Raw genomic sequence first — 22,236 nt, 5'->3', positions numbered from 1 at the left:
GCATGACCATGTGGAGTGGTAAAGATGGTGCAGATGATCAGCGACGTCGGTGGGCCAGGCAGCACACCGAGCCGCCCGGCGGGCACTCGACTCGTAGCCTCGATGGATGTCGAGTGGAGCAAGAACTACCGAATCAAGGACGGCAACCAGGCGTTCTGCTACTCGATCCTTTGGCTCACCGTTCCCACGACAAACCAGCCAGCACAGCTCACCGGTGGTCTGCCGTTCTGGTCGACGAGCGTCTACCTAGGCCACGACCAGGAGCGGCTGGAACTGGTGGAGGCCGCAGCGACCGACATCGGTGCAGCATTGGGCGGCGCAGACCTGATCGTCGGGCACCAGCTATGCAGCGACCTAGCGGTGCTCATGGCCAACGCCGGAAATTCCACACCGACCGCGTTGACTGCCGCGAGACGGGCATGGCAGGAGCGACGCAGTGACCCCGCACAACGAGTGCTCGACACCCGATTCGACACCAGCCAGGTGCTCACCGGCACCTCCCGCCGCCTTGTCGACGTGTGCGGCGAACTCGACCTCGACGTGACCCAACCGGAACTGGCACGAAAGTCGATGACAGCCCTACACCGCGACTGGTTGGAACATGGCGACACCGAAGCACGGGAACGCATCACCGTGCTCAACCTGCGACACAGCCTCTCTACCGCCTACGTCGCGCTCCGCGCGGCCGGATACGTCACCTGGGGATCGCCGTTGAACGTCAACGCCAACCTCGCCGAGCAATGGGCCGGCCGCGTCGCCTGGCTGGACCACCCCACCTTCCAGGCACTACTCCCGCCAGGGCGGCAAACGCGATGACCGCACGAACCTGCGTGCTTGTAGGAATCGAGGGCACACACGCATCCGGCAAGAGCACCCTGGTCCACGCGCTGACCGCCCACTACCGGCACCAAGGCGTGCTCGTCGACTGCCTCGCAGAGCCCGCCCGCACAAGCCCCTTCATCGAGGAAACCGTCATTCACGGCAAGGGCAACTTCGACCTGACCTGCGAAGTGGACCTGTTCGCCGCGCACCTGTCCACGACGCTGCGCGCCGCCCGCCATCAACGACTCCTCATCTGCGACAAAACGGTGATCAACGTTCTCGCCTACGCCCGCATGATCCTCGCCCCCGCACCCGGCAGCCCTGACGCCGCCGTACTCGACGCGATGGCTACGTTCTGCCGCACATGGGCACCTACCACCTACGACGCGGTCTTCTACCTATCTGACCGCTTCGACCATCCCAACGACCCGATGCGAGCCAAGGTCGCCCACCTCCAAGCCGAAACCGCCGAGGCGCTCCGCGCAACCTGCGCCGACGTGAACCTACCGCTGACCGACGTGCCCACCGGGATCGACACCGCCGCCCGCGTGGCATGGATCGCCCGGCGGGGGTCGACCCACTACTTCCTGGCACGACCGGCTAACCTCGGCCAGCGTGACCATCCTCCCTGCGCACCCGGTTGATGTGCTGCTCCTACTCACCCGCGCCGACCATCTCTTACTCGCGCTCCGCGAAGGAACCGGCTACGCGGACGGCCAGTGGAATCTTCCATCCGGGAAGCTGGAGCACGGCGAACACGCAATCACCGCCATCGTCCGCGAGGCCGGTGAGGAGATCGGCGTGCGCCTCAGCCCTTCGGAGCCGCAACTGGTCACCACGGTGCACCACCGCAACGCCAGCGGCCTCGCCCGCGTCGGCCTCGCCTTCGCCGTGGCCTTCGACCAAAGCCGGCACGGCGAGCCGGTCAACGCCGAGCCGCACAAGTGCGCCAAGATCGCATGGTTTCCCGCTGACATGCTGCCGACCAACACCTACCCGTACACCGCCGCCTGCGTACGCGCATTCCGAGACCGGGCACCCTTCGTACTCAGCGGCTGGTCATAGTTCGCATGCCTCCCTGCCGGCGGGGAGTGTCAAACCACGGGGGTGACCCGTGCTGATGCCAGAACACCCGCCGGAGATCGTCATGGCTGACGTTGACCGGTGGCGGACGGTGGAGCGGCGTCGGCGGAGCGGTTGGTGTGGGAGTCGGCGCCTCCGGACCCTGACGCTCCACGCGATGGGCTCCGAGTTCGGCTCGCACGACGAGCTGGTCGCCGCCGACGGTCCGTACGCCGATCTGTGGCGCACCTGGCAGGGTCTCGGGTCAGCCGGCGACCGCGTCGAGCGGGTCGGCGAGCAGCTGCTCGAAGGCGAGTTCGGCGGCGCCGATCAGTGGGGCGTCGTCGCCGAGTTTCGGGGTACGCAGCCGGACGTGTTCCCGGCAGGCCGGTAACCCGTTGGAGTTGAGCCGACTGCGCACGTGCGCGGCCGCCGCCAGGTAGACGTCCCGCAGCGTACCGCCGAAGATCACCGTCTCCGGGTTGAAGATGTTGACCAGGTTGGCCACGCCGAAGCCGAGCCAGTTGCCGACCTGGCGGACCGCGGCCTGGGCCTGGCTGTCGCCCCGGTCGGCCGCGTCCACCACGGCGAGCACCGCTTCGCGGCCGACGACGGCCCCGCTGCGGCCGGCCGCCTGGATCAGCGCGTGTTCGCCGATCTCGGTCTCCCAGCAGCCCCGGGATCCGCACAGGCAGGGCCGGCCGCCGGGGTGCACCACCATGTGGCCGACCTCGCCGCCGTACCCGCCGTGTCCGGTGACCCGCCGGCCACCGGCGATGATCCCGGCGCCGATGCCGACGTCGCCGTACAGGTAGATGACGTGGTCGCAGCCGACCGCCGCGCCCCGGGTGTGTTCGGCCAGCGCACACACGTCGGAGACGTTGCCGACCAGGACGCCCCGGTCGTCGCCGAGCGCCTCGGCCAGGGCGGCGCCCAGCGGCTCGTCGACCCAGCCCATGGTCGGCCCGAGCCGGACCATGCCGTCGTCGCGGCGGACCATGCCGCAGACCGCGACGCCGCTGCCGACGCAGACCGAGCCGGCCGGCACCGCCTGGTGCAGCTCCTTGACGAAGCCGGTGAGCGGGCCGACCGCCTCGGCGGCCAGCGTCCCGCGCGGCCGTTCGGCGGTGCGCATGTCGAGGATCCGGCCACCGAGCCCGACCCGGGCGGCCCGTAGCCGGTCGACCTCGATGCTGAGCGCGTACGCGTACACCCGCTCGGACGCGGGCCGGACGACCAGCGACGGTCGTCCGGCCCGGCCGGTTTCCCGGGCGCCGCCCTCGCTGACCAGGCCGGCGGCGGCCAGGTCGGCGGTGAGCGCGCCGATGGTGCTGCGGTTGAGCCCCAGCGTGGTGGTCAGTTCGGCCCGTGAGGTGGCGCCGTGCACGTGCACGTGCCGCAGCAACGCGCCGAGGTTGTGCCGGCGGATCTCCTCCTGGCTGGGTCCTGCCCGCATCGGTTCTTCGTCTCCGCAGTCATCGTGACCCGGCGGCGGCGCGACGACGGGACAGCGCGTCGACGCTGGCGGCCAGCAGCAGCACCAGTCCGGTGAAGACGAACTTCACCCCGGAGCTGACGTTCATCAGCCCCATGCCGTTCTCGATGACCGCGACCACGGCGCCGCCGAGGACCGCGTCGAGGACCCGGCCCTTGCCGCCGAACAGGCTGGTGCCGCCGATCACCGCCGCGCCGACGGCGAACAGCAGCACGTTGCTGCCGCCGGTGTTGGCGTCCACCGAGTTGGCCCGGCTGGCGGCCACGATGCCGCCGACGGCGGCCATCGAGGAGCAGATCATGAAGGCGGAGATCCGGATCCGGTCGACGTTGATGCCGGCCCGGCGGGCGGCTTCCCGGTTGCCGCCGACGGCGTAGATGTGCCGGCCGTACGCGGTGCGCCGCAGCACGAAGGTCCAGAAGACCAGCAGTACCACGATGACCGGCACCACGATCGGCACCCCGCGTAGCGAGGTGATCAGCGGGTTGATGCTGCGCTCCTGGTTGAGGATGTAGACGGCGGCGCCGGCGATCGCGATCAGCACGCCGATGCGGGTCAGCACCACCACCATCGGGTCGGTGACCAGGCCCTTGGCGGACCGGGTGCGGTAGCGCAGCAGTTGGATCAGCGCGAACCCGGCCACCCCGACGCCGAAGATCGCCCAGCCGACGACCGGCGGGACGTTGCGGTTGACGATCGCGATGAGCACGTCGTCGCGCAGCGAGACGTTCTTGCCGCCTTCGATCAGCAGCAGCACGGTGCCCTGGAAGGCGAGGAACGCGGCCAGGGTGACCACGAACGACGGGATGCCGACCTTGGCGACCAGGAATCCGAGGGTGGTGCCGATCAGGGTGCCGGTGGCGACCGCCGCCAGCACCGCCACGTACCAGGGCAGTCCCATCTCGGTGGAGACGACCGCCAGGATCGCGGCGCAGACACCGCTGGCGAAGCCGGCGGAGAGGTCGATCTCACCGAGCAGCAGGACGAAGATCAGCCCCATCGCGATCAGGGTGACCGCTCCGCCCTGGATGAACAGGTTGGCGAAGTTGCCGGCGGTGAAGAAGTTGGGCCGCACGATCGAGAAGACCGTGCAGAGCACGACGAGACCGAGGATGGCGGGCAGTGCGCCGAGGTCGCCGCCGCGCACCCGGGAGGAGTAGTTGCGCAGGTGTTCGCCGACGCCGGGCGAGTCGGCCGGGGCGGCGGGCCGCTGGACTGTCGAGGTGGCGGTGCTCATCGGTCGGCTCCCGGTCCGGTGGTGACGGTGTACTCGGTGCCGTTGTCGGCCGGCAGGCCGAGGTCACCGCTGCGGCCGGCGGTGATCAGCTCCACGATCTGCGCGTGGGTGATCTCCGTGCTGCGGACCTGGGCGACCATCTGGCCGAGGTACAGCGCGGCGATCCGGTCCGACACCGCGAAGACATCGTTCATGTTGTGCGAGATCAGCACGACGGCGAGGCCGTTGTCGGCGAGCCGGCGGACCAGTTCGAGCACCTGGGCGGTCTGGGCGACGCCGAGCGCCGCGGTGGGTTCGTCGAGGATGACGACCTTGCTGTTCCACAGCACCGCCTTGGCGATGGCGACGGTCTGGCGCTGGCCGCCGGAGAGGCTGGCGACGAGTTGCCGCAGCGACTTGACGGTCCGGACGGAGAGCCCGGCGAGGGTGTCCGCGGCCATCTGCTCCATGGTGGTCTCGTCCAGCACGATCCCGGAGCGCTTCTCCCGCCCGAGGAACATGTTCTGCACGATGTCGAGGTTGTCGCAGAGCGCGAGGTCCTGGTAGACGACCTCGATGCCGTGCGAGGCGGCGTCGCGCGGATTGTGGATGTGCACCCGGCGGCCGTTGACGAGGACCTCGCCGCGGTCGATCGGGTGGATGCCGCTGATGCATTTGACCAGGGTGGACTTGCCGGCACCGTTGTCACCGACGAGCGCGGTCACCTCGCCGGGGTAGACGGCGAAGTCGACGTTGCGCAGCACCTGGACGGGGCCGAAGTTCTTGTCGATCCCGCGCAGTTGCAGCAGGGGGGTCGCGGACACGGGTGGTCTCCTTCGTGAGGGTGTCCGGCCGGTGCCGGTTCCGCCGCCGCGGGTGTCACCCGGCGATGGTGCTGCCGGGTGACACCCGCGGCGGGGCTACCGGTCGGTCGCCGGTACGCCGGTCAGCTGATGCCGGCCTCGGCGCAGAGCTCGGCGAACTCGTCGGTGCAGAGCTCCTCGGCGGTGACGTAGCCGTCGTTGACCACGTCGGCGACGTTCTCCTTGTAGATGGCCTGCGGGGTGAGCAGCACCGACGGCACCTCCCGGTTGGTCTCCGGGTCGGTGACGGTCTGCGCGACCTCCTTGCGCTCACCGTTGGCCAGCGCGACCGCCAGGTCGGCGGCGGCCTGCGCCTCGGCCTTGATCGCCTTGTAGACGGTCATGCACTGGTCGCCGGCGAGGATGTTCTGCAGACCCTGCGGGGTGGCGTCCTGCCCGGTGACCGGCACCTGGCCGTTGAGCTGGTTGCGCTTGAGCACCGAGATCGCCGCGTTGCCGAGGGTGTCGTTGGCGGCCAGCACACCGTCGATCTCGCCGCCGGTCTGGGTCAGCATCTGCTCGAACAGCGTGGCGGCCTGGGCGCCGTCCCAGTCCGGCACCCAGCGGTCCGGGCCCTTGACGTATTCGCCGGACTCGTACAGCGGGTCGAGCACGCCGTCGTAGCCGTTCTTGAACAGGGTGGCGTTGTTGTCGGTCTCGGAGCCGTTGAGGGTGGCGATGGTCGGCTCTTCCACGCCGGCGTCGGTCAGGCACTTGACCAGACCTTCGCCCTGCAGTTGGCCGACGGCCTCGTTGTCGAAGCTCACGTAGTACTCGGCGGAGCCGCCCAGGGTCAGCCGGTCGTAGTCGATGGTGGCGACGCCCTGCTGCTTGGCCTTGTCCAGCACGGCCTTGCCGGTGCCGGAGTCCAGGTTGACGATCATCAGGACGGTGGCCCCGTCGGTGATCATCTGGTCGGCGAGGGTCTGGAACTGGGCCTTGTCGCCCTGGGCGTTCTGGATGGTGGCCTGCACGCCGGCGGCGTCGAACGCCTCCTGCAGGAAGCGCCGGTCGGCGGTCTCCCAGCGGTCGGAGGAGGCGCTGTCCGGCAGGATCACGCCGATCTTCGGGGTGGGCGTGTCACCGCTGTCGGTGCCGGTGTCGCTGCTACAGGCGGTCAGGCCGCCGGCGAGCAGGACGCCAGCGGCGGCGGTGCTGAGGATCCCTCTGCGCATCGCTCGGGTCCTTTCGAAGGGTGATGTTTCGCGTACAAGGGGTTGGTGCTGGTGCGTGTCGTGCGGTATCAGGTGTGGCTCGCGCGGCGCTGATGGGCTCCGGAGACCCGGCCGGCGACGGCAACGGCCTGGGGCTGGGCTGGGCCGTCACAGTTTTGTTGTGTCCGGCAACGTATTAGGAGTGTGGCGCCGAGCACAAGACCGCTGACGTCACCAGTTTTGTTGCCCGCGATAACAATTCAGCAACGTGGCGGACATCTGCCCGTCGACTGACCGGATCAGTGGGTAGCGATCGGGGCGAACCGGGCGTCGGCCACCGCTGCCAGATCGCCCGGAGTGATACTCAGCTGCAACCCGCGACGGCCGGCCGAGACGTACACCTCGGCGAACCGCTGCGCCGAGGCGTCCAGCACCGTCGGCAGGCGTTTACGCTGCCCGATCGGGCTGATCCCACCCCGGACGTACCCGGTGGTCCGCTCGGCGAGCACCCGGTCGGCGAGCACCGCGCGCTTACCACCGAGCGCCACCGCGAAGGCCTTCAGGCCCAGCTCCCCGGTGACCGGCACGACACCGACGGCGAGTGCCCCGTCGACCTGCGCCACCAGCGTCTTGAAGACCTGCTCGGCGGCGACGCCGAGGGCGGCCGCGACCGCCGCGCCGTAGTCCGGGGTGTCCGGCGAGACCCGGTACGGGTGCAGTTGGAAGGTGATCCGCCGCTTGGTCAGCAGCGTCGTCGCCGGGGTCGCGGTACCTGCCATGCCGCGCGACGTTACCGGCCTGGTGCCTCCACCGGGTGGGCGAGCAGCGCCGTCGGGGCGCCGGCCACCCGGGTCAGCACCAGGCTCGCCGCCACGCCGGCTCCGGCGGCGGTACGCAGCCGCAGGTCACGCCGCAACTGGGCGGGGTCGAGCGGGGAACCGCGTTTGAGGATCTCCAGCCGCGTGACACCGCGTTCGCGCAGCAACGCCCGCAGCCGCTTCAGCGAGAACGGCAGCACGTCGGTGATCTCCAGACATCGGCCGTACGGCGTGTCGGTCGGCGTGTCGGCGTAGACGTAGGCGATCGACCCGTCGGCGAGGGTGCCGCCGACGGTCGCGGCGAACGCGGCGACCAGGTGCGAGCGGACCACCGCCCCGTCCGGGTCGTACAGGTAACGCCGGACCGGGCCGACGTCGACCGGCTCGTCGCCGTCGCCGACCAGGTCCGTGGCCGGCCGTCCGGCACGCAGCAGGGTGGCCCGGCGCGGGGCGTCGGCCAGCGGGCCGCACCAGAACGCCGCCTCGACCACCTCCCGGTCGACGCTGACCCACTCGGCCTCGGCTCCCGGCGGGATCAGCGCGTGGTCGATGCCCGGCGCCACCTTGAGCACGGTCCGCGGCACCCGGGCGACCAGCGACCGGACGAAGTCCCAGGACGGGGAGTAGCTGTCCGGGTCGAAGGTGCGCCGACCGCTGCCGGTACGGCGGGCCGGGTCGCAGAAGACCGCGTCGTAGCCGGAGACGTCGACTCCGGTGGCGTCGGCGCAGACCACGTCGACCAGGTCGGCCAGCCCGGTCGCCGCTGCGTTGGCGGCGGCGATCGCGGCGGTGCCCGGGTCGGCCTCCACCGCGTACACCCGGATGCCGGCCCGGGCGGCGGCGAGGGTGTCCGCGCCGAGACCGCAACCCAGGTCGGCGAGGTGGCGCACCCCGGCGGCGCGCAACCGGGCGGCGCGCCGGTCGGCGACCACCGACCGGGTGGCCTGCTCCAGGCCGGCGCGGGTGAAGAACATCCGGTCGGCGGCCGGGCCGAACTTGCCGGTCGCGCGGGCGCGCAGCGCGGCCTGGGTGAGCGCTGCGGTCGCGAGCGGTGCCGGCACCCCGGCGGTACGCAGCGCGGTCGCCGCCGCGAGGGGATCCGCCCCGCCCGACGCGGCCAGCACCTCGCCTGCGGTGACCAGCGCGGCCGCGCCTTCCGGGGCACGCAGGGCGGCCAGTTCGTCCGGGTGCACCGCGACATTGTCCATGCTCGGCCATCGGGCTAGCACTCCGCACAGGCGACTGCTAATCTGCGGTTAGCACTCTCGGGTCGAGGGTGCCAGCCCACCGGCTCCCGCCGGTGAGCGAAACGCCAGGCGGTCCGGCACCCGCGACGACGGATCCGCCCGGTGGACATGAGGCAGATTGACGCCGGTTACCCACGTGGCCGGCACCAAAACCAGATACCCCAGGAGGGTATGCCCGTGACTACCGCGACCAAGGTTGCGATCAAGCCGCTCGAGGACCGGATCCTGGTCCAGGCGAACGAGGCTGAGACCACCACGGCGTCGGGCATCGTGATCCCCGACACCGCCAAGGAGAAGCCGCAGGAGGGCACCGTCCTCGCTGTCGGCCCCGGCCGCGTCGACGACAAGGGCAACCGGATCCCGGTTGACGTCAACGTCGGCGACACGGTCATCTACTCGAAGTACGGCGGCACCGAGGTCAAGTACGCCGGCGAGGAGTACCTGGTGCTCTCCGCCCGCGACGTCCTCGCGGTCATCGAGAAGTGACCTACTGCCAGTGCTGAACGCCCCGAAGCCCCAGCCGGGGCTTCGGGGCGTCGCCCGTCGGCCGGAGCCCGGCAGCCGCCGGCCGGCCGACGGCTAGTGCCTGTGAAGGGAATGTCATGGCGAAGATCCTGAGTTTCTCGGACGACGCCCGGCACCTCTTGGAGCACGGCGTCAACACGCTCGCGGACACGGTCAAGGTCACCCTCGGCCCGCGCGGGCGCAACGTCGTGCTGGACAAGAAGTTCGGCGCTCCGACGATCACCAACGATGGCGTGACCATCGCCAAGGAGATCGAGCTCACCAACCCGTACGAGAACCTCGGTGCGCAGCTGGTCAAGGAGGTGGCGACGAAGACCAACGACGTCGCCGGCGACGGGACCACCACCGCCACCGTGCTCGCCCAGGCGATGGTCCGTGAAGGTCTGCGCAACGTCGCCGCCGGGACCAACCCGGCCGGCCTCAAGCGCGGCATCGACGCGGCCGCGCAGAAGGTCTCCGAATCGCTGCTGGCCAAGGCGGCGGACGTGGCCGACAAGGGCTCGATCGCGCAGGTCGCGACGATCTCGGCCCAGGACGCCACGATCGGCGAGCTGATCGCCGAGGCGATGGAGCGGGTCGGCCGCGACGGCGTGATCACCGTCGAGGAAGGCTCCACCCTGGCCACCGAGCTGGAGGTCACCGAGGGCCTGCAGTTCGACAAGGGCTTCATCTCCCCGCACTTCGTCACCGACGCCGAAGCGCAGGAGGCGGTCCTCGAGGACGCGTACATCCTGATCACCACCCAGAAGATCTCCTCGATCGAGGAGCTGCTGCCGCTGCTGGAGAAGATCGTCCAGGACAGCAAGCCGCTGCTGATCGTCGCCGAGGACGTCGACGGGCAGGCGCTGTCCACCCTGGTGGTCAACGCCGTACGTAAGACCGTGAAGATCTGTGCGGTCAAGGCCCCCGGCTTCGGCGACCGGCGCAAGGCGATGCTGCAGGACATGGCGATCCTGACCGGCGCCGAGCTGATCGCCCCGGAGTTGGGCTACAAGCTCGACGCGGTCGGGCTGGAGTCGCTGGGCCGGGCCCGGCGGATCGTGGTCGACAAGGACACCACCACGGTGGTCGACGGCGCCGGCAACGACTCCGAGGTCGCCGACCGGGTCACCCAGATCCGCAAGGAGATCGACGCGTCCGACTCGGACTGGGACCGGGAGAAGCTCGCCGAGCGGCTGGCCAAGCTCTCCGGCGGCATCGCGGTGATCAAGGCCGGGGCCGCCACCGAGGTCGAGATGAAGGAGCGCAAGCACCGCATCGAGGACGCCATCGCCGCGACCAAGGCCGCGGTCGAGGAGGGCACCATCCCCGGCGGCGGCGCGGCGCTGAGCCAGATCGCCGCCGTGCTCGACGACGACCTCGGCTTCGACGGCGACGAGAAGGTCGGCGTCTCGGTGGTCCGCAAGGCGCTGCACGAGCCGCTGCGGTGGATCGCCCAGAACGCCGGCTACGACGGGTACGTGGTGGTCGGCAAGGTGCTCGAAGGCGACTGGGGCCACGGGCTCAACGCCGCCACCGGTGAGTACGTCGATCTCGCCCGGGCCGGCATCATCGACCCGGTGAAGGTGACCCGCAACGCGGTCAGCAACGCCGCGTCGATCGCCGGGCTGCTGCTCACCACCGAGAGCCTGGTGGTGGAGAAGCCGGAGAAGGCCGAGCCGGCCGCCGGCGGTCACAGTCACGACCACGGGCACGGCCACCAGCACGGTCCCGGTTTCTGACCGGAAGCTCCACCTGTTCCACCTGTTCCACCTGCGCCACCTGGATCCGCGTGATCAGTACGGCCGAGGGTGCATTCCGCCCGAGGTTTCTGATCACGCGGATTCTGCGTATCGTCGGCGGTATACCTACGCGCCGTCGACCCGTACGGTGCCGGACAGATGGGCTGGACGCGATGAGGGCGGAGCCGACGGTGCCGGACGCGACAGGGCCGGAGCCGACCGGGCCAGCTGCGCAGACCGAACCGCCGGGCCGCCTGCCCGGGCCGCTCGCAGCGCTCGCCGGCGTGGCCGCGGCCGCACTCGCCCTGGGCCTGGCCGAGCTGATCGCCGTCGCCACCGGCGCCCGCTCGGCACCGCTGGTCGCGGTCGGCGGGGTGGTCGTCGACACCGTCCCCGAGCCGCTGAAACAGTTCGCCATCGACGTGTTCGGCGTACACGACAAGACCGCGCTGCTGATCGGCACCGGCGTACTGCTCGCCGGGTTCGCGGCCGTCATCGGGATGCTGGCCGCCCGCCGGCTGGCCGTCGGCTTCGTCGGCGTCGCGGTTTTCGGCGTGGTCGGCGCGGTGGCCGCGCTCACCCGGCCCGGCGCCGGGCCGGCCGCCGTCCTGCCGGCGGTGATCGGCGCGTCCGCCGCCGCGTTGCTGCTCTGGGCGCTGCTCGCCGGCCCGCTGCGGCCGGCCGCCGCCGCGTCGCCTGCCTCGTCTGCCTCGTCTGCCTCGTCTGCCGAGCCGGTACCGGTTCGGCCCGGCGCCGGCACCGCCGACCGGCGACGGTTCCTGTCCAGCGTCGGCGTGTCGGTCGGCGCCGCCCTGGTCACCGGTGCCGGCGGTCGCTGGCTGGCGCAACGCCGGGGGGTGGCCACCGCCAGGTCCGCCGTGACACTGCCCGCCCCGGTCGCCGCCGCGCCGCCGCTGCCGTTCGGTGTGGACCCGGCGGCACCGGGGCTGAGCCGGTACGTCACCACGAACCGTGACTTCTACCGGATCGACACCGCGCTGGTCGTGCCCCAGGTCGACCCGGACGAATGGCAGCTGCGGATCCACGGCCGGGTGACCAACCCGATCACCCTGAGCTACGCCGACCTGCTCGGGATGGAGCTGGTGGAGCGGTACGTCACGCTGGCCTGTGTCTCGAACGAGGTGGGCGGGAACCTCATCGGCAACGCCCGCTGGCTCGGCGTACCGGTGCGGGACCTGCTGGTCGAGGCGGGCCCGCTGCCCGGAGCCGACCAGGTCGTCGGCCGGTCCGTCGACGGCTGGACCTGCGGCACCCCGACCGAGGCGCTGCTGGACGGGCGGGACGCGCTGCTCGCGGTCGGGATGAACGGTCAACCACTGCCGGTCGAGCACGGTTTCCCGGTCCGCATGGTGGTGCCCGGCCTCTACGGGTACGTCTCCGCCTGCAAGTGGGTCACCGAGCTGGAGTTGACCAGCTTCGCCGACTTCGACGCGTACTGGGTGCCGCGCGGCTGGGCGGCGCAGGGCCCGATCAAGACCCAGTCCCGGATCGACACCCCCCGGATCCGCACCGAGTTGTCCGCCGGCACCGTACCGGTGGCCGGGGTGGCGTGGGCCCCGCACCGGGGCATCAGCGGCGTCGAGGTACGGGTGGACGACGGCCCCTGGCAGCCGGCCGAGCTGGCCCCGGCGGTCTCGGCGGACACCTGGGTGCAGTGGGTCTGGCAGTGGCCGGCGACCTCGGGTGAGCACCTGCTGCAGGTCCGGGCCACCGACGGGACCGGCGCCACCCAGCCCGAACTGCGCCAACCTGTTGCCCCGGACGGGGCGACAGGTTGGCACTCGGTCCGCGTAACAGTCCAGTAGGGACATTTGAGCCGGCGGCCCCGCGGCCGAGGTCGTGGCCGAGGTAGTAGCCGCGCGGCCGTGGTTCAGGCGGCAGTCGCCGGGGTCAGGCGGCGGTGGCCGAGTCCGCCGGCTGCGGCCTGACGGCGGTCGATTCCGGCCGGCGCTGGGCCGGCACGGTCGACTTGTGCGGCCGGCCCAGCCGGGCCTCCAGCCGTTGCACGTCGACCCGGCCGCCGTGGCGGTCGGCGAGGTCCTCCCAGCCGAGGGCGAGCAGCCGGAGTCGTTCCGACTCGCTGAAGCCGCCCCACACCCCGTACGGCTCGCGGACCGACAGGGCGTGCGCGGCGCACTCCGCCCGGACCGGGCAGGTCCGGCAGACCGCCTTGGCGCCCGACTCCCGACGGTTGCGTGACGACCCCCGCTCACCGTCGGGGTGGAAGAACTGGGCGCTGTCCCGGCCACGGCAGGCACCGAGGATCTGCCACTCCCATAGGTCGACGATCGGTCCGGGCAGTCGGCGTACATCCGACATCTGCACCCCTCCTTCCGCGCGGCTCCCGCGGACACTTCGTGGTAGGACCGGGCGGCCGGCCGCGCAAGCGCTCCGGTCCTTCGTGTCACCGGGGTACCCGGGAGTCCCACTGCTCAATCACCCGTGCCGGAACGTGCGGGAACACCCGGGTCGGAACCTGCGCGTGATAGCCGGTCGGCGACGTGGCCACCGGTCCTGAACTTTCATCTTTTTTCGTGGCAAAGCGCATGAGCGAGCGTGCCTCGCGTGATCTGCTGCTGGCGGGAGAGGGGAGTCACAAGTGCGCAAGGTGCTCGTGTGTGTACGAACAGTAGTTGCAGCTCAGAACATCACCGCCGCCGCCGCCCGGCTCGGTCTCTCCGCCGCAGTACGCACAGCGGTCTCTGAACCGGAGGTGATGCTGCGGCTCGCCGAACGCCCAGCGGAGATCGTACTCGCCGACACCGCCCTAGCCCGTCCAGACAGCGCCAGCTTCACCCGCCGGGTGCTGGCCCGCTCGCCAGGCAGCGTGATCGTGCTGTTCGGCGGGGAGGACCCGCAGGTGGCGTCGGCCGCGCTGGCCGCCGGCGCCCGCGGGCTGCTGCGCGGCACCGACGACCTGGTCACCGCCGTGGCGAAGACCCTGCTGCTGCTCGCTGCGCCGGGTCGCCGTACGCCGGCACTGCTGACCGAGCAGTCAGCGGCCGCCCCGGCCCCGGCGGTGACCGCCACCATCGGTGCCGCTGGCGCGGCGACTCACCACCCCGGGGCTGCCGCCGCTGGCGCGGCGACTCACCACCCCGGGGGCGCCGCCGCTGGTACCGACTCCGCCGGACGAGCGGTCACCGGCGCCGCCGCAGAGCCAGCGGCTGCGGCTGCTGCCGGTGCGGACCCGGCCACCGGTCCGACCGTGGTGCCGAACCAACGCGACGACGCGGCCGCGGCGGCACCGGCCGCCGACACCGCCGACGCACCGGCACCCGTCCCGCACCCCGACGGCGCGGTGACTCGGGGGACGGACTCCGGCATCGCCCCGGCGGATGGCACCGCCCCGACCGGCAGCGCACCCAATGGCACCGCCCCGACCGGCAGCGCACCTGATCGCAGCGTGTCGCACGGTACCGGGCCGGACGGCGCCCAGCCGTCGGACGGTCGAGTCACCGCGCTACGCCGGATCGGGCTCACCGAACGCGAACTTCAGGTGCTGCGCGGGATGGCGGAAGGCAAGAGCAACGGCGAGATCGGCCGTGACCTGTTCGTCTCGGAGGACACCGTCAAGACCCACGCGCGGCGACTGTTCCGCAAGCTCGGCGCACGGGACCGGGCGCACGCGGTGGCCACCGGATTCCGTACCGGACTGGTCGCCTGACCGACCTTAGCCCGGCCGGCCCTGACTGGCCTTAGCCCGGCCGGCCCGGGTCGTCGGCCGGCCGGTCCTGGTCGTCGTCCGCCTCGTCCCGCAGGGTGTCGTGCACGCCGTCGGCGTACCCCCGCGCGTACTCCCAGCTCACGTAGTGGTCCGGGTCGGGGTTGAAGGCCGGCTCGTGCACCCTCGGCCGGCCGGAGTCGAGCAGGTGGCGCAGGTTGCCGCGCAGCAGGTCCCAGTCGAAGTAGTGCGGCTCCCGGCAGTCCTCGCAGTCGATCACCAGCCCGCGGATCCCGACCGCGCCGAGCAGCGCCCGGTAGACCTCCAGGTCGGCGAGGTCCTCCAACACGTCCTGCCGTTCGGCGGGCGTCAACGAGTCCGGCTCGCCGGCCTCGGTGGGATCCTCCAGCCCGGCTGCCGGATCGGCGGGGTCGCCGCTGAACGGATCGATCGGCTCTTCGTGCACCCCTCCACCGTAGTCCCATCCGTACCGGCTGCGCGGGCCCCACCCGGTCCGGCCCGCCGCGCAGGTGGCGCGCCCGGCCGGCCCGGCGGTGGGTACGATGAACCATCGCACCGCAAGACGGGGCGAGCCGGTCAACCGCCACCCACACCGGGCCGCCTGCCGACCCGGCACCCGGACATCAGCCGCCGCCGGCATCAGGCGAACCGTCCGACCAGCTCAGGGGAAGAAGTCGTGGAAAACTCGCCCACCCAGCAGCCCGTCGCCGACAGCACCGCCAACGGCGGTCACGTGCCCCCGGTCCCCGCCGCGTTCGGCGGCCACGTGCCGGAGATGCCCGCCGGGTCGGCCCGGGCGGTGCCGCTCGGGTTGACCTTCGACGACGTGCTGCTGCAGCCCGCCGAGTCGGACGTCATCCCGAGCCGGGTCAACACGGTGACCTCGATGACCCGCAACGTGCGACTGTCCGTACCGCTGCTGTCCAGCGCGATGGACACGGTGACCGAGGCGCGGATGGCGATCGCGATGGCCCGGCAGGGCGGCATCGGCGTACTGCACCGCAACCTCTCCGCCGACGACCAGGCGATCCAGGTCGACCTGGTGAAGCGCTCCGAGGCTGGCATGATCACCAACCCGGTGACCTGCGGCCCGGACGACACGCTGCGGCACGTCGACACGCTGTGCGGCCGGTACCGCATCTCCGGTGTCCCGGTCGTCGACGAGCGGGGTGCCCTGGTCGGCATCATCACCAACCGCGACATGCGGTTCGAGACCGACCAGAGCCGCCCGGTACGCGACCTGATGACCTCGATGCCGCTGGTCACCGCCCCGGTCGGGGTGGCCAAGGCGGACGCGCTGGCCCTGCTGCGCCAGCACAAGGTGGAGAAGCTGCCCCTGGTCGACGACGCCGGCCGACTGCGCGGGCTGATCACCGTGAAGGACTTCACCAAGAGCGAGCAGTACCCGGACGCGACCAAGGACGATGCCGGCCGGCTGCGGGTGGCCGCCGCGATCGGCGTCGGCGACGACTCCTACAAGCGGGCCCGGACCCTGGTCGACGCGGGCGTCGACGTGCTGATCGTGGACACCGCCCACGGCCACCAGCGCGGGGTGCTGGACATGGTGCGGGCCCTGAAGCGGGACACCGAGGTCGACGTGGTCGGCGGTAACGTCGCCACCTACGCCGGTGCCCGCGCGCTGGTCGAAGCCGGCGCGGACGCGGTCAAGGTCGGCGTCGGCCCGGGCGCGATCTGCACCACCCGGGTGGTCGCCGGCGTCGGCGTACCGCAGGTCACCGCGATCATGGAGGCGGTCCGGGCCTGCCACCCGGCCGGCGTTCCGGTGATCGCCGACGGCGGCATCCAGTACTCGGGCGACATCGCCAAGGCGTTGGTCGCCGGTGCGCACACGGTGATGCTGGGCAGCCTGCTCGCCGGCTGCGAGGAGAGCCCCGGCGAGTTGCTGTTCATCAACGGCAAGCAGTTCAAGTCGTACCGGGGGATGGGGTCGCTGGGCGCGATGCAGTCCCGTGGCCAGGCCCGTTCCTACTCCAAGGACCGCTACTTCCAGCACGACGTGCTCAGCGACGAGAAGCTGGTCCCGGAGGGTGTCGAGGGCCAGGTGCCGTACCGTGGACCGCTGGCCACCGTCGTGCACCAGCTGATCGGCGGGGTCCGGCTGGCCATGGGGTACGTCGGCGCCGAAGGCATCGACGACCTGCACCAGCGCGGCCAGCTGATCCGGATCACCGCCGCCGGTCTGAAGGAGAGCCACCCGCACGACATCCAGATGACGGTCGAGGCCCCCAACTACCACACCCGCTGACCTACGCCGTCGACCTGCCCGCGCGGTGGCCGAGCCGCCGGGCGGTCGACCTGTCCATGACGGAGATATGCCATGCGTGACGTGGTCGAGATCGGGCTGGGCAAGACCGCGCAGCGCGGCTACCACCTGGACGACATCGCCATCGTGCCGAGCCGGCGGACCCGGGACGTCGACGACGTCTCCACCGGGTGGCAGCTCGACGCGTACCAGTTCAAGATTCCGTGCGTGGCGCACCCGTCGGATGCCACGATGAGCCCGGCCAGCGCCGCCAAACTGAGCGAGCTGGGCGGGCTCGGCGTACTCAACGTCGAAGGGCTGTGGACCCGCTACGAGGATCCGAGCAAGGTGCTCGGCGAGCTGGCCGCGCTGGACGACGACGACCCGGCGACCCGGCGGCTGCAGGAGGCGTACGCCGAACCGATCCGCCCCGAGCTGATCGCCGAACGGGTCCGGCAGATGCGGGCCGGCGGCGGTACGGTCGCCGCCCGGGTGTCGCCGCAGCACACCCTGGCGCTGGCTCCGGTGGTGCTGGACGCCGGCGTGGACATCCTGGTGATCCAGGGCACCCTGGTGTCGGCGGAGCACGTCTCCACCACCGACGAGCCGCTGAACCTCAAGGAGTTCATCGCCGACCTGGACCTGCCGGTGGTGGTCGGCGGCTGCACCGACTACAAGACGGCGCTGCACCTGATGCGTACCGGTGCGGCCGGGGTGATCGTCGGGATCGGCGCGGACGAGTGGTCGACCACCGATTCGGTGCTCGGCATCCGAGTGCCGATGGCCACCGCGATCGCCGACGCGGCCGCCGCCCGCCGCGACTACCTGGACGAGACCGGCGGCCGGTACGTGCACCTGATCGCCGACGGCGACCTGCAGACCTCCGGTGACATCGCCAAGGCGCTGGGCTGCGGTGCCGACGCGGTGATGCTCGGGGAGCCGCTGTCACTGTGCGCCGAGGCCCCGGCCGCCGGGGCGTGGTGGCACTCGGTGGCCAGCCACCCGAAGCTGCCGCGCGGCGCGTTCGGGGTGGCCGACGAGCCGCTGGGCACCATGGAGCAGATCCTGTTCGGCCCGGCCGACTCCCCGGACGGCCAGCAGAACCTGTTCGGCGGGCTGCGCCGGGCGATGGCCAAGTGCGGCTACCGCGACCTGAAGGAGTTCCAGCGGGTCGGTCTGGTCCTCGACCGGTGACCAGCCGCCGTCCGTCGCCCGCGCCGGGTCGGTGTCCGTCGTTCGCGTCGGGCCGCCGTCGGTGGTCCGGGCCACGGCGGCGTACGGTGCGCGTCGCCGCGCTGCTCGCGGCGGTGCTGACCGCCGGTGCCGGCGGCTGCGGCGTCCTGCCGGAGCTGGTCGACCGGGGTGACGACAGCCCGGCGGGTGGTTTCCAACCAGGTGCGGCCGGCATCGGCGACCCCTACTTCCCGACGTACGGCAACGGCGGCTACGACGTGGCCGGCTACCAGCTGACGTTGCGCTACGACCCGGACGGCGAGCGGCTCGACGGCACCGCCACGATCACCGCCACCGCCACCACGGACCTGTCCCGGTTCAACCTCGACCTGGCCGGGCTGGTCGTCGACGCGGTCACCGTCGACGACGCCGCGGCCGAACACAGCCGCGACGGCAACGAACTGGTCGTCACCCCGGCCACCGGGCTGACCGACGGTACGCAGTTCACCGTGGTCGTCGACTACGGTGGCCGGCCCGAGCCGCTGACCAGCCCGGACCTCGGCGCGGGCGGCTTTCACGTGACCGCCGACGGCGCGATCGCGCTCGGCCAACCCGAGTCGGCCAGCACCTGGTTTCCGGTCAACGACCACCCGCTGGACAAGGCGACCTTCGACATCGACATCACCGTCCCGGACGGGCTGGCCGCGTTGAGCGTCGGCGTACCGGGGCCGACCAGCAGCACCGGCGGCTGGACCACCTGGACCTGGTCGGAGTCCACCCCGCTGGCCAGCTACCTGACCACTCTGGTGATCGGCGACTACCGGGTGGAGCGTGGCACCCACGCCGGCCGGCCGATGGTGACGGCCGTCTCCGCCGATTTGCCGGAAGGCGGCCCGGCCGAGCAGGCGATGGCCCGCACCGGTGAGATCGCCGACTACCTGGAGACGGTGTTCGGCCCGTACCCGGTCGACGCGTACGGCGGCGTGGTGGTGAACGACGACCGGATCCGCTACGCCCTGGAGACCCAGTCGCGGCCGGTGTACGGCGACGTGTTCTTCGACTCCGGACCGGTCACCTGGGTGGTCGCCCACGAGCTGGCCCACCAGTGGTTCGGCAACAGCGTGTCGATCCGGCACTGGCGGGACATGTGGCTCAACGAGGGTTTCGCGACGTACGCGGAATGGCTGTGGTCCGAGCACGACGGTGCGGCCACCGTCGACGAGATGTTCGACCGCGAGTACGACCGGATCGACTGGGCGAGTCCGGCAGGTGACCCCGGGCCGGCGGGGATCTTCAGTCAGTCGGTGTACAAGCGGGGCGGGCTGACCGTGCACGCGTTGCGGCTGACCATCGGCGAAGACGCGTTCTTCCGCCTGCTCCGCACCTGGACGGCCGAGCGCCGCAACGGCAACGCCAGCACCGAGGAGTTCGTCACGGTCGCCGAGCGGGTCTCCGGCCAGCCGCTGCGGGAATTCTTCGATGCCTGGCTGTACGGCGACACCGCTCCGGCCAAGCCCTGATCGTTCGCAGGGGGCGGGCCCGGCGTGGTGCCGGGCCCGCCCGTCATGCTGTGGTGCTGTGGTGTGGTGGGTCAGCGTTGCAGGGTGAGGACGCCGGGGCGGTAGGGCAGGAGGCCGTAGTCGCCGCCGGAGTTGGGGGAGCGTCCCTGGTAGAGGAGTTGGAGGTTGCAGGGGTCGATGGTCATGGTCTGGTCGGCGTTGGTGCGGATGAGTTCGCCGTGGCTGATGTCGTTGGTCCAGGTGGCGCCGCTGTTGGCGCGGCCGGCGAAGGGGTTGTTTTCGCTGGTGGCTTGGGGTGTCCAGGTGCCGCCGAGGTTGGTGGCGGTGAAGGAGCGGAAGTAGCGGCCCTGGGAGCCGATGGCTTCGACGATCATGAGGTAGCGCTGTTGGCCTTGGAGTTTGTAGACCTGGACGCCTTCGAAGAGGTTGTTGGTGGTGTCGGTCATGATGGTGGTGTAGTTGGAGCCGAAGCTGGCGGGGAAGTTGCCGATGGGCATGCTGGCGCGGTAGATGCGGCCGTTGTCGCCGGCGAAGAAGAGGTACATGTTCTGGTCGTCGCCGATGAGTGCCTGGTCGATGGGTCCGGTGCCGGAGTTGCTGATGCTGCCGGTGAAGAGGGTCTGGTGGGCGGACCAGCTGTTGACGTCGGCCGGGTTGGTGGAGGTGCGGTAGGAGAAGGCGGGGCCGCCCCATTGGTAGGCGAGGATCCAGATGTTGCGGGGGGCGAAGTAGAACAGCGACGGTGCGACGGCGGAGAAGGGCATGGCGTTCTGGCTGGCGGAGCCCATCTGGTTCCAGTTGGAGAAGAGGCCGAAGTTCATGGAGCCCCAGCTGGTGCCGTAGTCGTGGTTGGTGGCGTAGACGAGGTGTTGGCCGTTGTAGGGGGCGTGGGTGAAGTCCTTCAACGACACCCAGCCGGAGCGGGGTTGGGCGAGTGCGCCGGTGGAGGTCCAGCGGTACGTCGACGGCAGATTGCAGGTCGGCGGTGCGGTGGTCGGTGGCGGGGTCGTGGGCGGTGCGGTCGTGGGCGGTGCGGTGGTCGGCGGTGCGGTCGTGGGCGGTGCGGTGGTCGGCGGTGCGGTGGTCGGGGTCGTGCCGCCGTTGCACGCCACACCGTTGAGGGCGAAACTCGTCGGTGCCGGGTTGCTACCCGTCCACGAGCCGTTGAAGCCGAACGACACCGTACCGTTGGTGGGGACGGCGTTGTTGTAGCTGACGTTGCTGGCGGTCACCGCCGAGCCGCTCTGGGTCAGTGACGTGTTCCAGGCCTGCGTCACCGTCTGTCCGGCACCGAACGACCAGGTCAGCGTCCAACTGGTCAGTGGATCCCCGAGGTTGGTGATGGTCACGCTGGCGCCGAACCCGCCCGGCCATTGTGACGACACGGCGTAGTTGACCGAGCAGCCCGCCGCAGCGGCACCGGCCGGTGCCGCCACGACGAGCGCCGCCGACGCCAGCAACGCGGCCCCGGCCGACGCCAGGCCGGCTCTGGTTGTTCTCGACTTGATCATGTAGCACTCTCCCGGCAGGACGGTGACCTCGCACTTGTGTGCAGGTCATTGTTAGGTGAGCGTTAACATCCGTGCCGGGTATGTTACGGGAGCGCTCCCAGTCCATCAACCTATGTCTATGCTGAGGCGTCGGGTTCCTGCATGAGGCGCGCCGGGGGCAGGTGCGAGTCCGGGTCCGACGGGCGGGGCCCCTCCGGGCCGTCCGGGCCGACCCGGACGAAGGTCTCCACCCGGGTCACCCGGCACGGGACGCCCTTCAACTCGAAGTCGTCGGCGCGCGGCGGCCGGTGCGCCGCGCGGGCCCGCTCGTACGCGGCCATGAACTCCTCCATCGGGGTGTCGTCGTCCAGCTTGACCCCGACGTCGGAGATCGAGAACGACTCCGCGTCCCGGGCATCCTGCGGCGTCGCGTAGGTGGTGGAGGACCGGGGCCGCCATCGCCCAGCGACGCACTCTCCGACGGTGAAGCCGACCGGGAGCAGCACCACGTTCGGATGCGTGGTCACCGCCAGCCGGGAATCGGCGTGCACGTCCCCTGGAACGGCCCTCGGATGGTAGGAGGCGGAGATCATTTCCATCCGGACGAGTCCGTTGGTCAGTCCGGTGCCAGCGGCCGGGTCAATGGCAAATCCGTCCAACTGCGACGTGTCCCGCTTCGTCTGGCCCGGCGGGTACGGGTCCGGGTCGGTCGGCCGGGGTGGCTCCGGTCCGTCCGCGCCCATCCGGATGAACGGCTGGGCGCGGATGATCCGGTAGCGGGAACCGTTGACGGTCAGTTCGTCGACCGCCTCCCAGTCCAGCAGCTCGTACACCGATTCGTACTCTGCCCGCTCGGCGGCGTGCTCGGGGGTCTGCGGTGTCTCACTGTGCAGCCTCCGGAAGTGGGACGCAAGGCTGTCGCGGGCATCCTGCGGGCTGTCGGCATTCAGCCGCAGGATTCGCCACCGACCGTTCGCCTCCTGGGCGGAGCCGAAAATCGGGGCACCCCACATGAGCTTCGGGTAGGCGGCCGCACGGTTGCGGGCGTCGTCCTCGGAAACCGCCGATACGGGGTCGTCCCGATGCTCGATTTTGATCAACAGATGCTCAGGCACCTGGTTGGCGTCATAGACCATGTACGCATTGTGATGGCTCGATCGC

20 protein-coding genes are annotated in these 22,236 nt (G+C 71.0%); 10 read left to right on the top strand and 10 right to left on the bottom strand.

The features are described from left to right. Positions 1 to 24 precede the first annotated feature (24 nt). Genes EDC02_RS32755 through EDC02_RS32745 form a run of 3 tightly spaced genes read left to right on the top strand, consistent with a single transcriptional unit; the run spans position 25 to position 1,887 of the window. Positions 25 to 816 (top strand): hypothetical protein, encoded by a 792-nt coding sequence (locus tag EDC02_RS32755; protein ID WP_123606075.1) that lies wholly within the window; start codon positions 25 to 27, stop codon positions 814 to 816. After that, a complete protein-coding gene (locus EDC02_RS32750; protein WP_123606074.1) occupies positions 813 to 1,466 on the top strand; it encodes an ATP-binding protein in 654 nt (217 codons plus the stop codon). Before EDC02_RS32755 ends, EDC02_RS32750 begins: the two co-directional genes overlap by 4 nt. Then, positions 1,438 to 1,887, top strand: coding sequence for an NUDIX domain-containing protein (locus EDC02_RS32745; RefSeq protein WP_199757997.1), 450 nt, complete (start codon positions 1,438 to 1,440; stop codon positions 1,885 to 1,887). Before EDC02_RS32750 ends, EDC02_RS32745 begins: the two co-directional genes overlap by 29 nt. Before the next feature lie 262 nt (positions 1,888 to 2,149). On the opposite strand, the gene EDC02_RS32735 is transcribed toward EDC02_RS32745, so the two are convergent. The 6 genes from EDC02_RS32735 to EDC02_RS32710 all read right to left on the bottom strand — a co-directional run bounded on the left by EDC02_RS32735 (position 2,150) and on the right by EDC02_RS32710 (position 8,638). Then, positions 2,150 to 3,340 (bottom strand): ROK family transcriptional regulator, encoded by a 1,191-nt coding sequence (locus EDC02_RS32735; RefSeq protein WP_123606073.1) that lies wholly within the window; start codon positions 3,338 to 3,340, stop codon positions 2,150 to 2,152. 19 nt (positions 3,341 to 3,359) lie between these two features. After that, complete coding sequence (locus EDC02_RS32730) at positions 3,360 to 4,616, bottom strand: sugar ABC transporter permease (protein WP_123606072.1); 1,257 nt, start codon at positions 4,614 to 4,616, stop codon at positions 3,360 to 3,362. Continuing rightward, positions 4,613 to 5,419 (bottom strand): ATP-binding cassette domain-containing protein, encoded by an 807-nt coding sequence (locus tag EDC02_RS32725; RefSeq protein WP_123606071.1) that lies wholly within the window; start codon positions 5,417 to 5,419, stop codon positions 4,613 to 4,615. The genes EDC02_RS32730 and EDC02_RS32725 overlap by 4 nt, the downstream gene beginning before the upstream one ends. A 122-nt stretch (positions 5,420 to 5,541) precedes the next feature. Next, the gene (locus EDC02_RS32720) at positions 5,542 to 6,633 is read right to left on the bottom strand and encodes a sugar ABC transporter substrate-binding protein (RefSeq protein ID WP_123606070.1); all 1,092 of its coding nucleotides are present in this window, start codon (positions 6,631 to 6,633) and stop codon (positions 5,542 to 5,544) included. 278 nt (positions 6,634 to 6,911) lie between these two features. Beyond that, positions 6,912 to 7,391 carry a Cys-tRNA(Pro) deacylase gene (ybaK, locus tag EDC02_RS32715; RefSeq protein WP_123606069.1) on the bottom strand — a complete coding sequence of 160 codons (480 nt, stop codon included), beginning with the start codon at positions 7,389 to 7,391 and terminating at the stop codon, positions 6,912 to 6,914. Between the two features lie 11 nt (positions 7,392 to 7,402). Continuing rightward, entirely contained in the window at positions 7,403 to 8,638 is a 1,236-nt protein-coding gene (locus tag EDC02_RS32710) for a class I SAM-dependent methyltransferase (protein WP_123606068.1), read from the bottom strand. A 210-nt stretch (positions 8,639 to 8,848) separates the two neighbouring features. Between EDC02_RS32710 and groES the strand changes: the two genes are divergently transcribed. The 3 genes from groES (at position 8,849) to EDC02_RS32695 (ending at position 12,749) form a co-directional block, all read left to right on the top strand. After that, a complete protein-coding gene (gene groES / locus EDC02_RS32705) occupies positions 8,849 to 9,163 on the top strand; it encodes a co-chaperone GroES (protein ID WP_123606067.1) in 315 nt (104 codons plus the stop codon). 116 nt (positions 9,164 to 9,279) lie between these two features. After that, the gene (gene groL, locus EDC02_RS32700; protein ID WP_123606066.1) at positions 9,280 to 10,923 is read left to right on the top strand and encodes a chaperonin GroEL; all 1,644 of its coding nucleotides are present in this window, start codon (positions 9,280 to 9,282) and stop codon (positions 10,921 to 10,923) included. A 254-nt stretch (positions 10,924 to 11,177) separates the two neighbouring features. Beyond that, positions 11,178 to 12,749, top strand: a complete 1,572-nt coding sequence (locus EDC02_RS32695; RefSeq protein ID WP_233606713.1) for a molybdopterin-dependent oxidoreductase — start codon at positions 11,178 to 11,180, stop codon at positions 12,747 to 12,749. A gap of 85 nt (positions 12,750 to 12,834) precedes the next feature. Here the strand turns inward: EDC02_RS32695 and EDC02_RS32690 are convergent, their stop codons facing one another. Further along, positions 12,835 to 13,263 (bottom strand): WhiB family transcriptional regulator, encoded by a 429-nt coding sequence (locus EDC02_RS32690; protein WP_123607331.1) that lies wholly within the window; start codon positions 13,261 to 13,263, stop codon positions 12,835 to 12,837. Between the two features lie 280 nt (positions 13,264 to 13,543). On the opposite strand from EDC02_RS32690, the gene EDC02_RS32685 reads away from it, so the two are divergent. Continuing rightward, a complete protein-coding gene (locus EDC02_RS32685; protein WP_233606566.1) occupies positions 13,544 to 14,611 on the top strand; it encodes a response regulator transcription factor in 1,068 nt (355 codons plus the stop codon). A gap of 31 nt (positions 14,612 to 14,642) precedes the next feature. Here the strand turns inward: EDC02_RS32685 and EDC02_RS32680 are convergent, their stop codons facing one another. After that, positions 14,643 to 15,074: a DUF5319 domain-containing protein gene (locus EDC02_RS32680; RefSeq protein WP_123607329.1), complete on the bottom strand. Its 432-nt coding sequence runs from the start codon at positions 15,072 to 15,074 to the stop codon at positions 14,643 to 14,645. 231 nt (positions 15,075 to 15,305) lie between these two features. On the opposite strand from EDC02_RS32680, the gene guaB reads away from it, so the two are divergent. The 3 genes from guaB to EDC02_RS32665 all read left to right on the top strand — a co-directional run bounded on the left by guaB (position 15,306) and on the right by EDC02_RS32665 (position 19,585). Then, entirely contained in the window at positions 15,306 to 16,895 is a 1,590-nt protein-coding gene (gene guaB / locus EDC02_RS32675) for an IMP dehydrogenase (protein WP_370461593.1), read from the top strand. 72 nt (positions 16,896 to 16,967) lie between these two features. Beyond that, a complete protein-coding gene (locus tag EDC02_RS32670) occupies positions 16,968 to 18,086 on the top strand; it encodes a GuaB3 family IMP dehydrogenase-related protein (RefSeq protein WP_123606064.1) in 1,119 nt (372 codons plus the stop codon). Between the two features lie 86 nt (positions 18,087 to 18,172). Beyond that, entirely contained in the window at positions 18,173 to 19,585 is a 1,413-nt protein-coding gene (locus EDC02_RS32665; protein ID WP_123606063.1) for a M1 family metallopeptidase, read from the top strand. Positions 19,586 to 19,656: 71 nt separating this feature from the next. Here the strand turns inward: EDC02_RS32665 and EDC02_RS32660 are convergent, their stop codons facing one another. Then, on the bottom strand, positions 19,657 to 21,096 hold the full coding sequence (locus EDC02_RS32660; RefSeq protein ID WP_123606062.1) for a non-reducing end alpha-L-arabinofuranosidase family hydrolase: 1,440 nt from the start codon (positions 21,094 to 21,096) through the stop codon (positions 19,657 to 19,659). A gap of 116 nt (positions 21,097 to 21,212) precedes the next feature. Beyond that, complete coding sequence (locus tag EDC02_RS32655) at positions 21,213 to 22,211, bottom strand: DUF5954 family protein (protein WP_123606061.1); 999 nt, start codon at positions 22,209 to 22,211, stop codon at positions 21,213 to 21,215. Between the last annotated feature and the right edge of the window lie 25 nt (positions 22,212 to 22,236).

The organism is Micromonospora sp. Llam0 (assembly GCF_003751085.1).
Classification (GTDB): Bacteria; Actinomycetota; Actinomycetes; order Mycobacteriales; family Micromonosporaceae; genus Micromonospora_E.
This window is presented reverse-complemented; position numbering and strand designations above follow the sequence as displayed.

Bases quoted from the DNA above. Each gene is read 5' to 3' on its own strand.
- groES (WP_123606067.1), top strand. From the start codon at position 8,849: ATGCCCGTGACTACCGCGACCAAGGTTGCGATCAAGCCGCTCGAGGAC.
- ybaK (WP_123606069.1), bottom strand. From the start codon at position 7,391: ATGGCAGGTACCGCGACCCCGGCGACGACGCTGCTGACCAAGCGGCGG.
- EDC02_RS32720 (WP_123606070.1), bottom strand. From the start codon at position 6,633: ATGCGCAGAGGGATCCTCAGCACCGCCGCCGCTGGCGTCCTGCTCGCC.
- groL (WP_123606066.1), top strand. From the start codon at position 9,280: ATGGCGAAGATCCTGAGTTTCTCGGACGACGCCCGGCACCTCTTGGAG.
- EDC02_RS32730 (WP_123606072.1), bottom strand. From the start codon at position 4,616: ATGAGCACCGCCACCTCGACAGTCCAGCGGCCCGCCGCCCCGGCCGAC.
- EDC02_RS32690 (WP_123607331.1), bottom strand. From the start codon at position 13,263: ATGTCGGATGTACGCCGACTGCCCGGACCGATCGTCGACCTATGGGAG.
- EDC02_RS32670 (WP_123606064.1), top strand. From the start codon at position 16,968: ATGCGTGACGTGGTCGAGATCGGGCTGGGCAAGACCGCGCAGCGCGGC.
- EDC02_RS32735 (WP_123606073.1), bottom strand. From the start codon at position 3,340: ATGCGGGCAGGACCCAGCCAGGAGGAGATCCGCCGGCACAACCTCGGC.
- EDC02_RS32655 (WP_123606061.1), bottom strand. From the start codon at position 22,211: ATGGTCTATGACGCCAACCAGGTGCCTGAGCATCTGTTGATCAAAATC.
- EDC02_RS32755 (WP_123606075.1), top strand. From the start codon at position 25: ATGGTGCAGATGATCAGCGACGTCGGTGGGCCAGGCAGCACACCGAGC.
- EDC02_RS32750 (WP_123606074.1), top strand. From the start codon at position 813: ATGACCGCACGAACCTGCGTGCTTGTAGGAATCGAGGGCACACACGCA.
- EDC02_RS32660 (WP_123606062.1), bottom strand. From the start codon at position 21,096: ATGATCAAGTCGAGAACAACCAGAGCCGGCCTGGCGTCGGCCGGGGCC.
- EDC02_RS32710 (WP_123606068.1), bottom strand. From the start codon at position 8,638: ATGGACAATGTCGCGGTGCACCCGGACGAACTGGCCGCCCTGCGTGCC.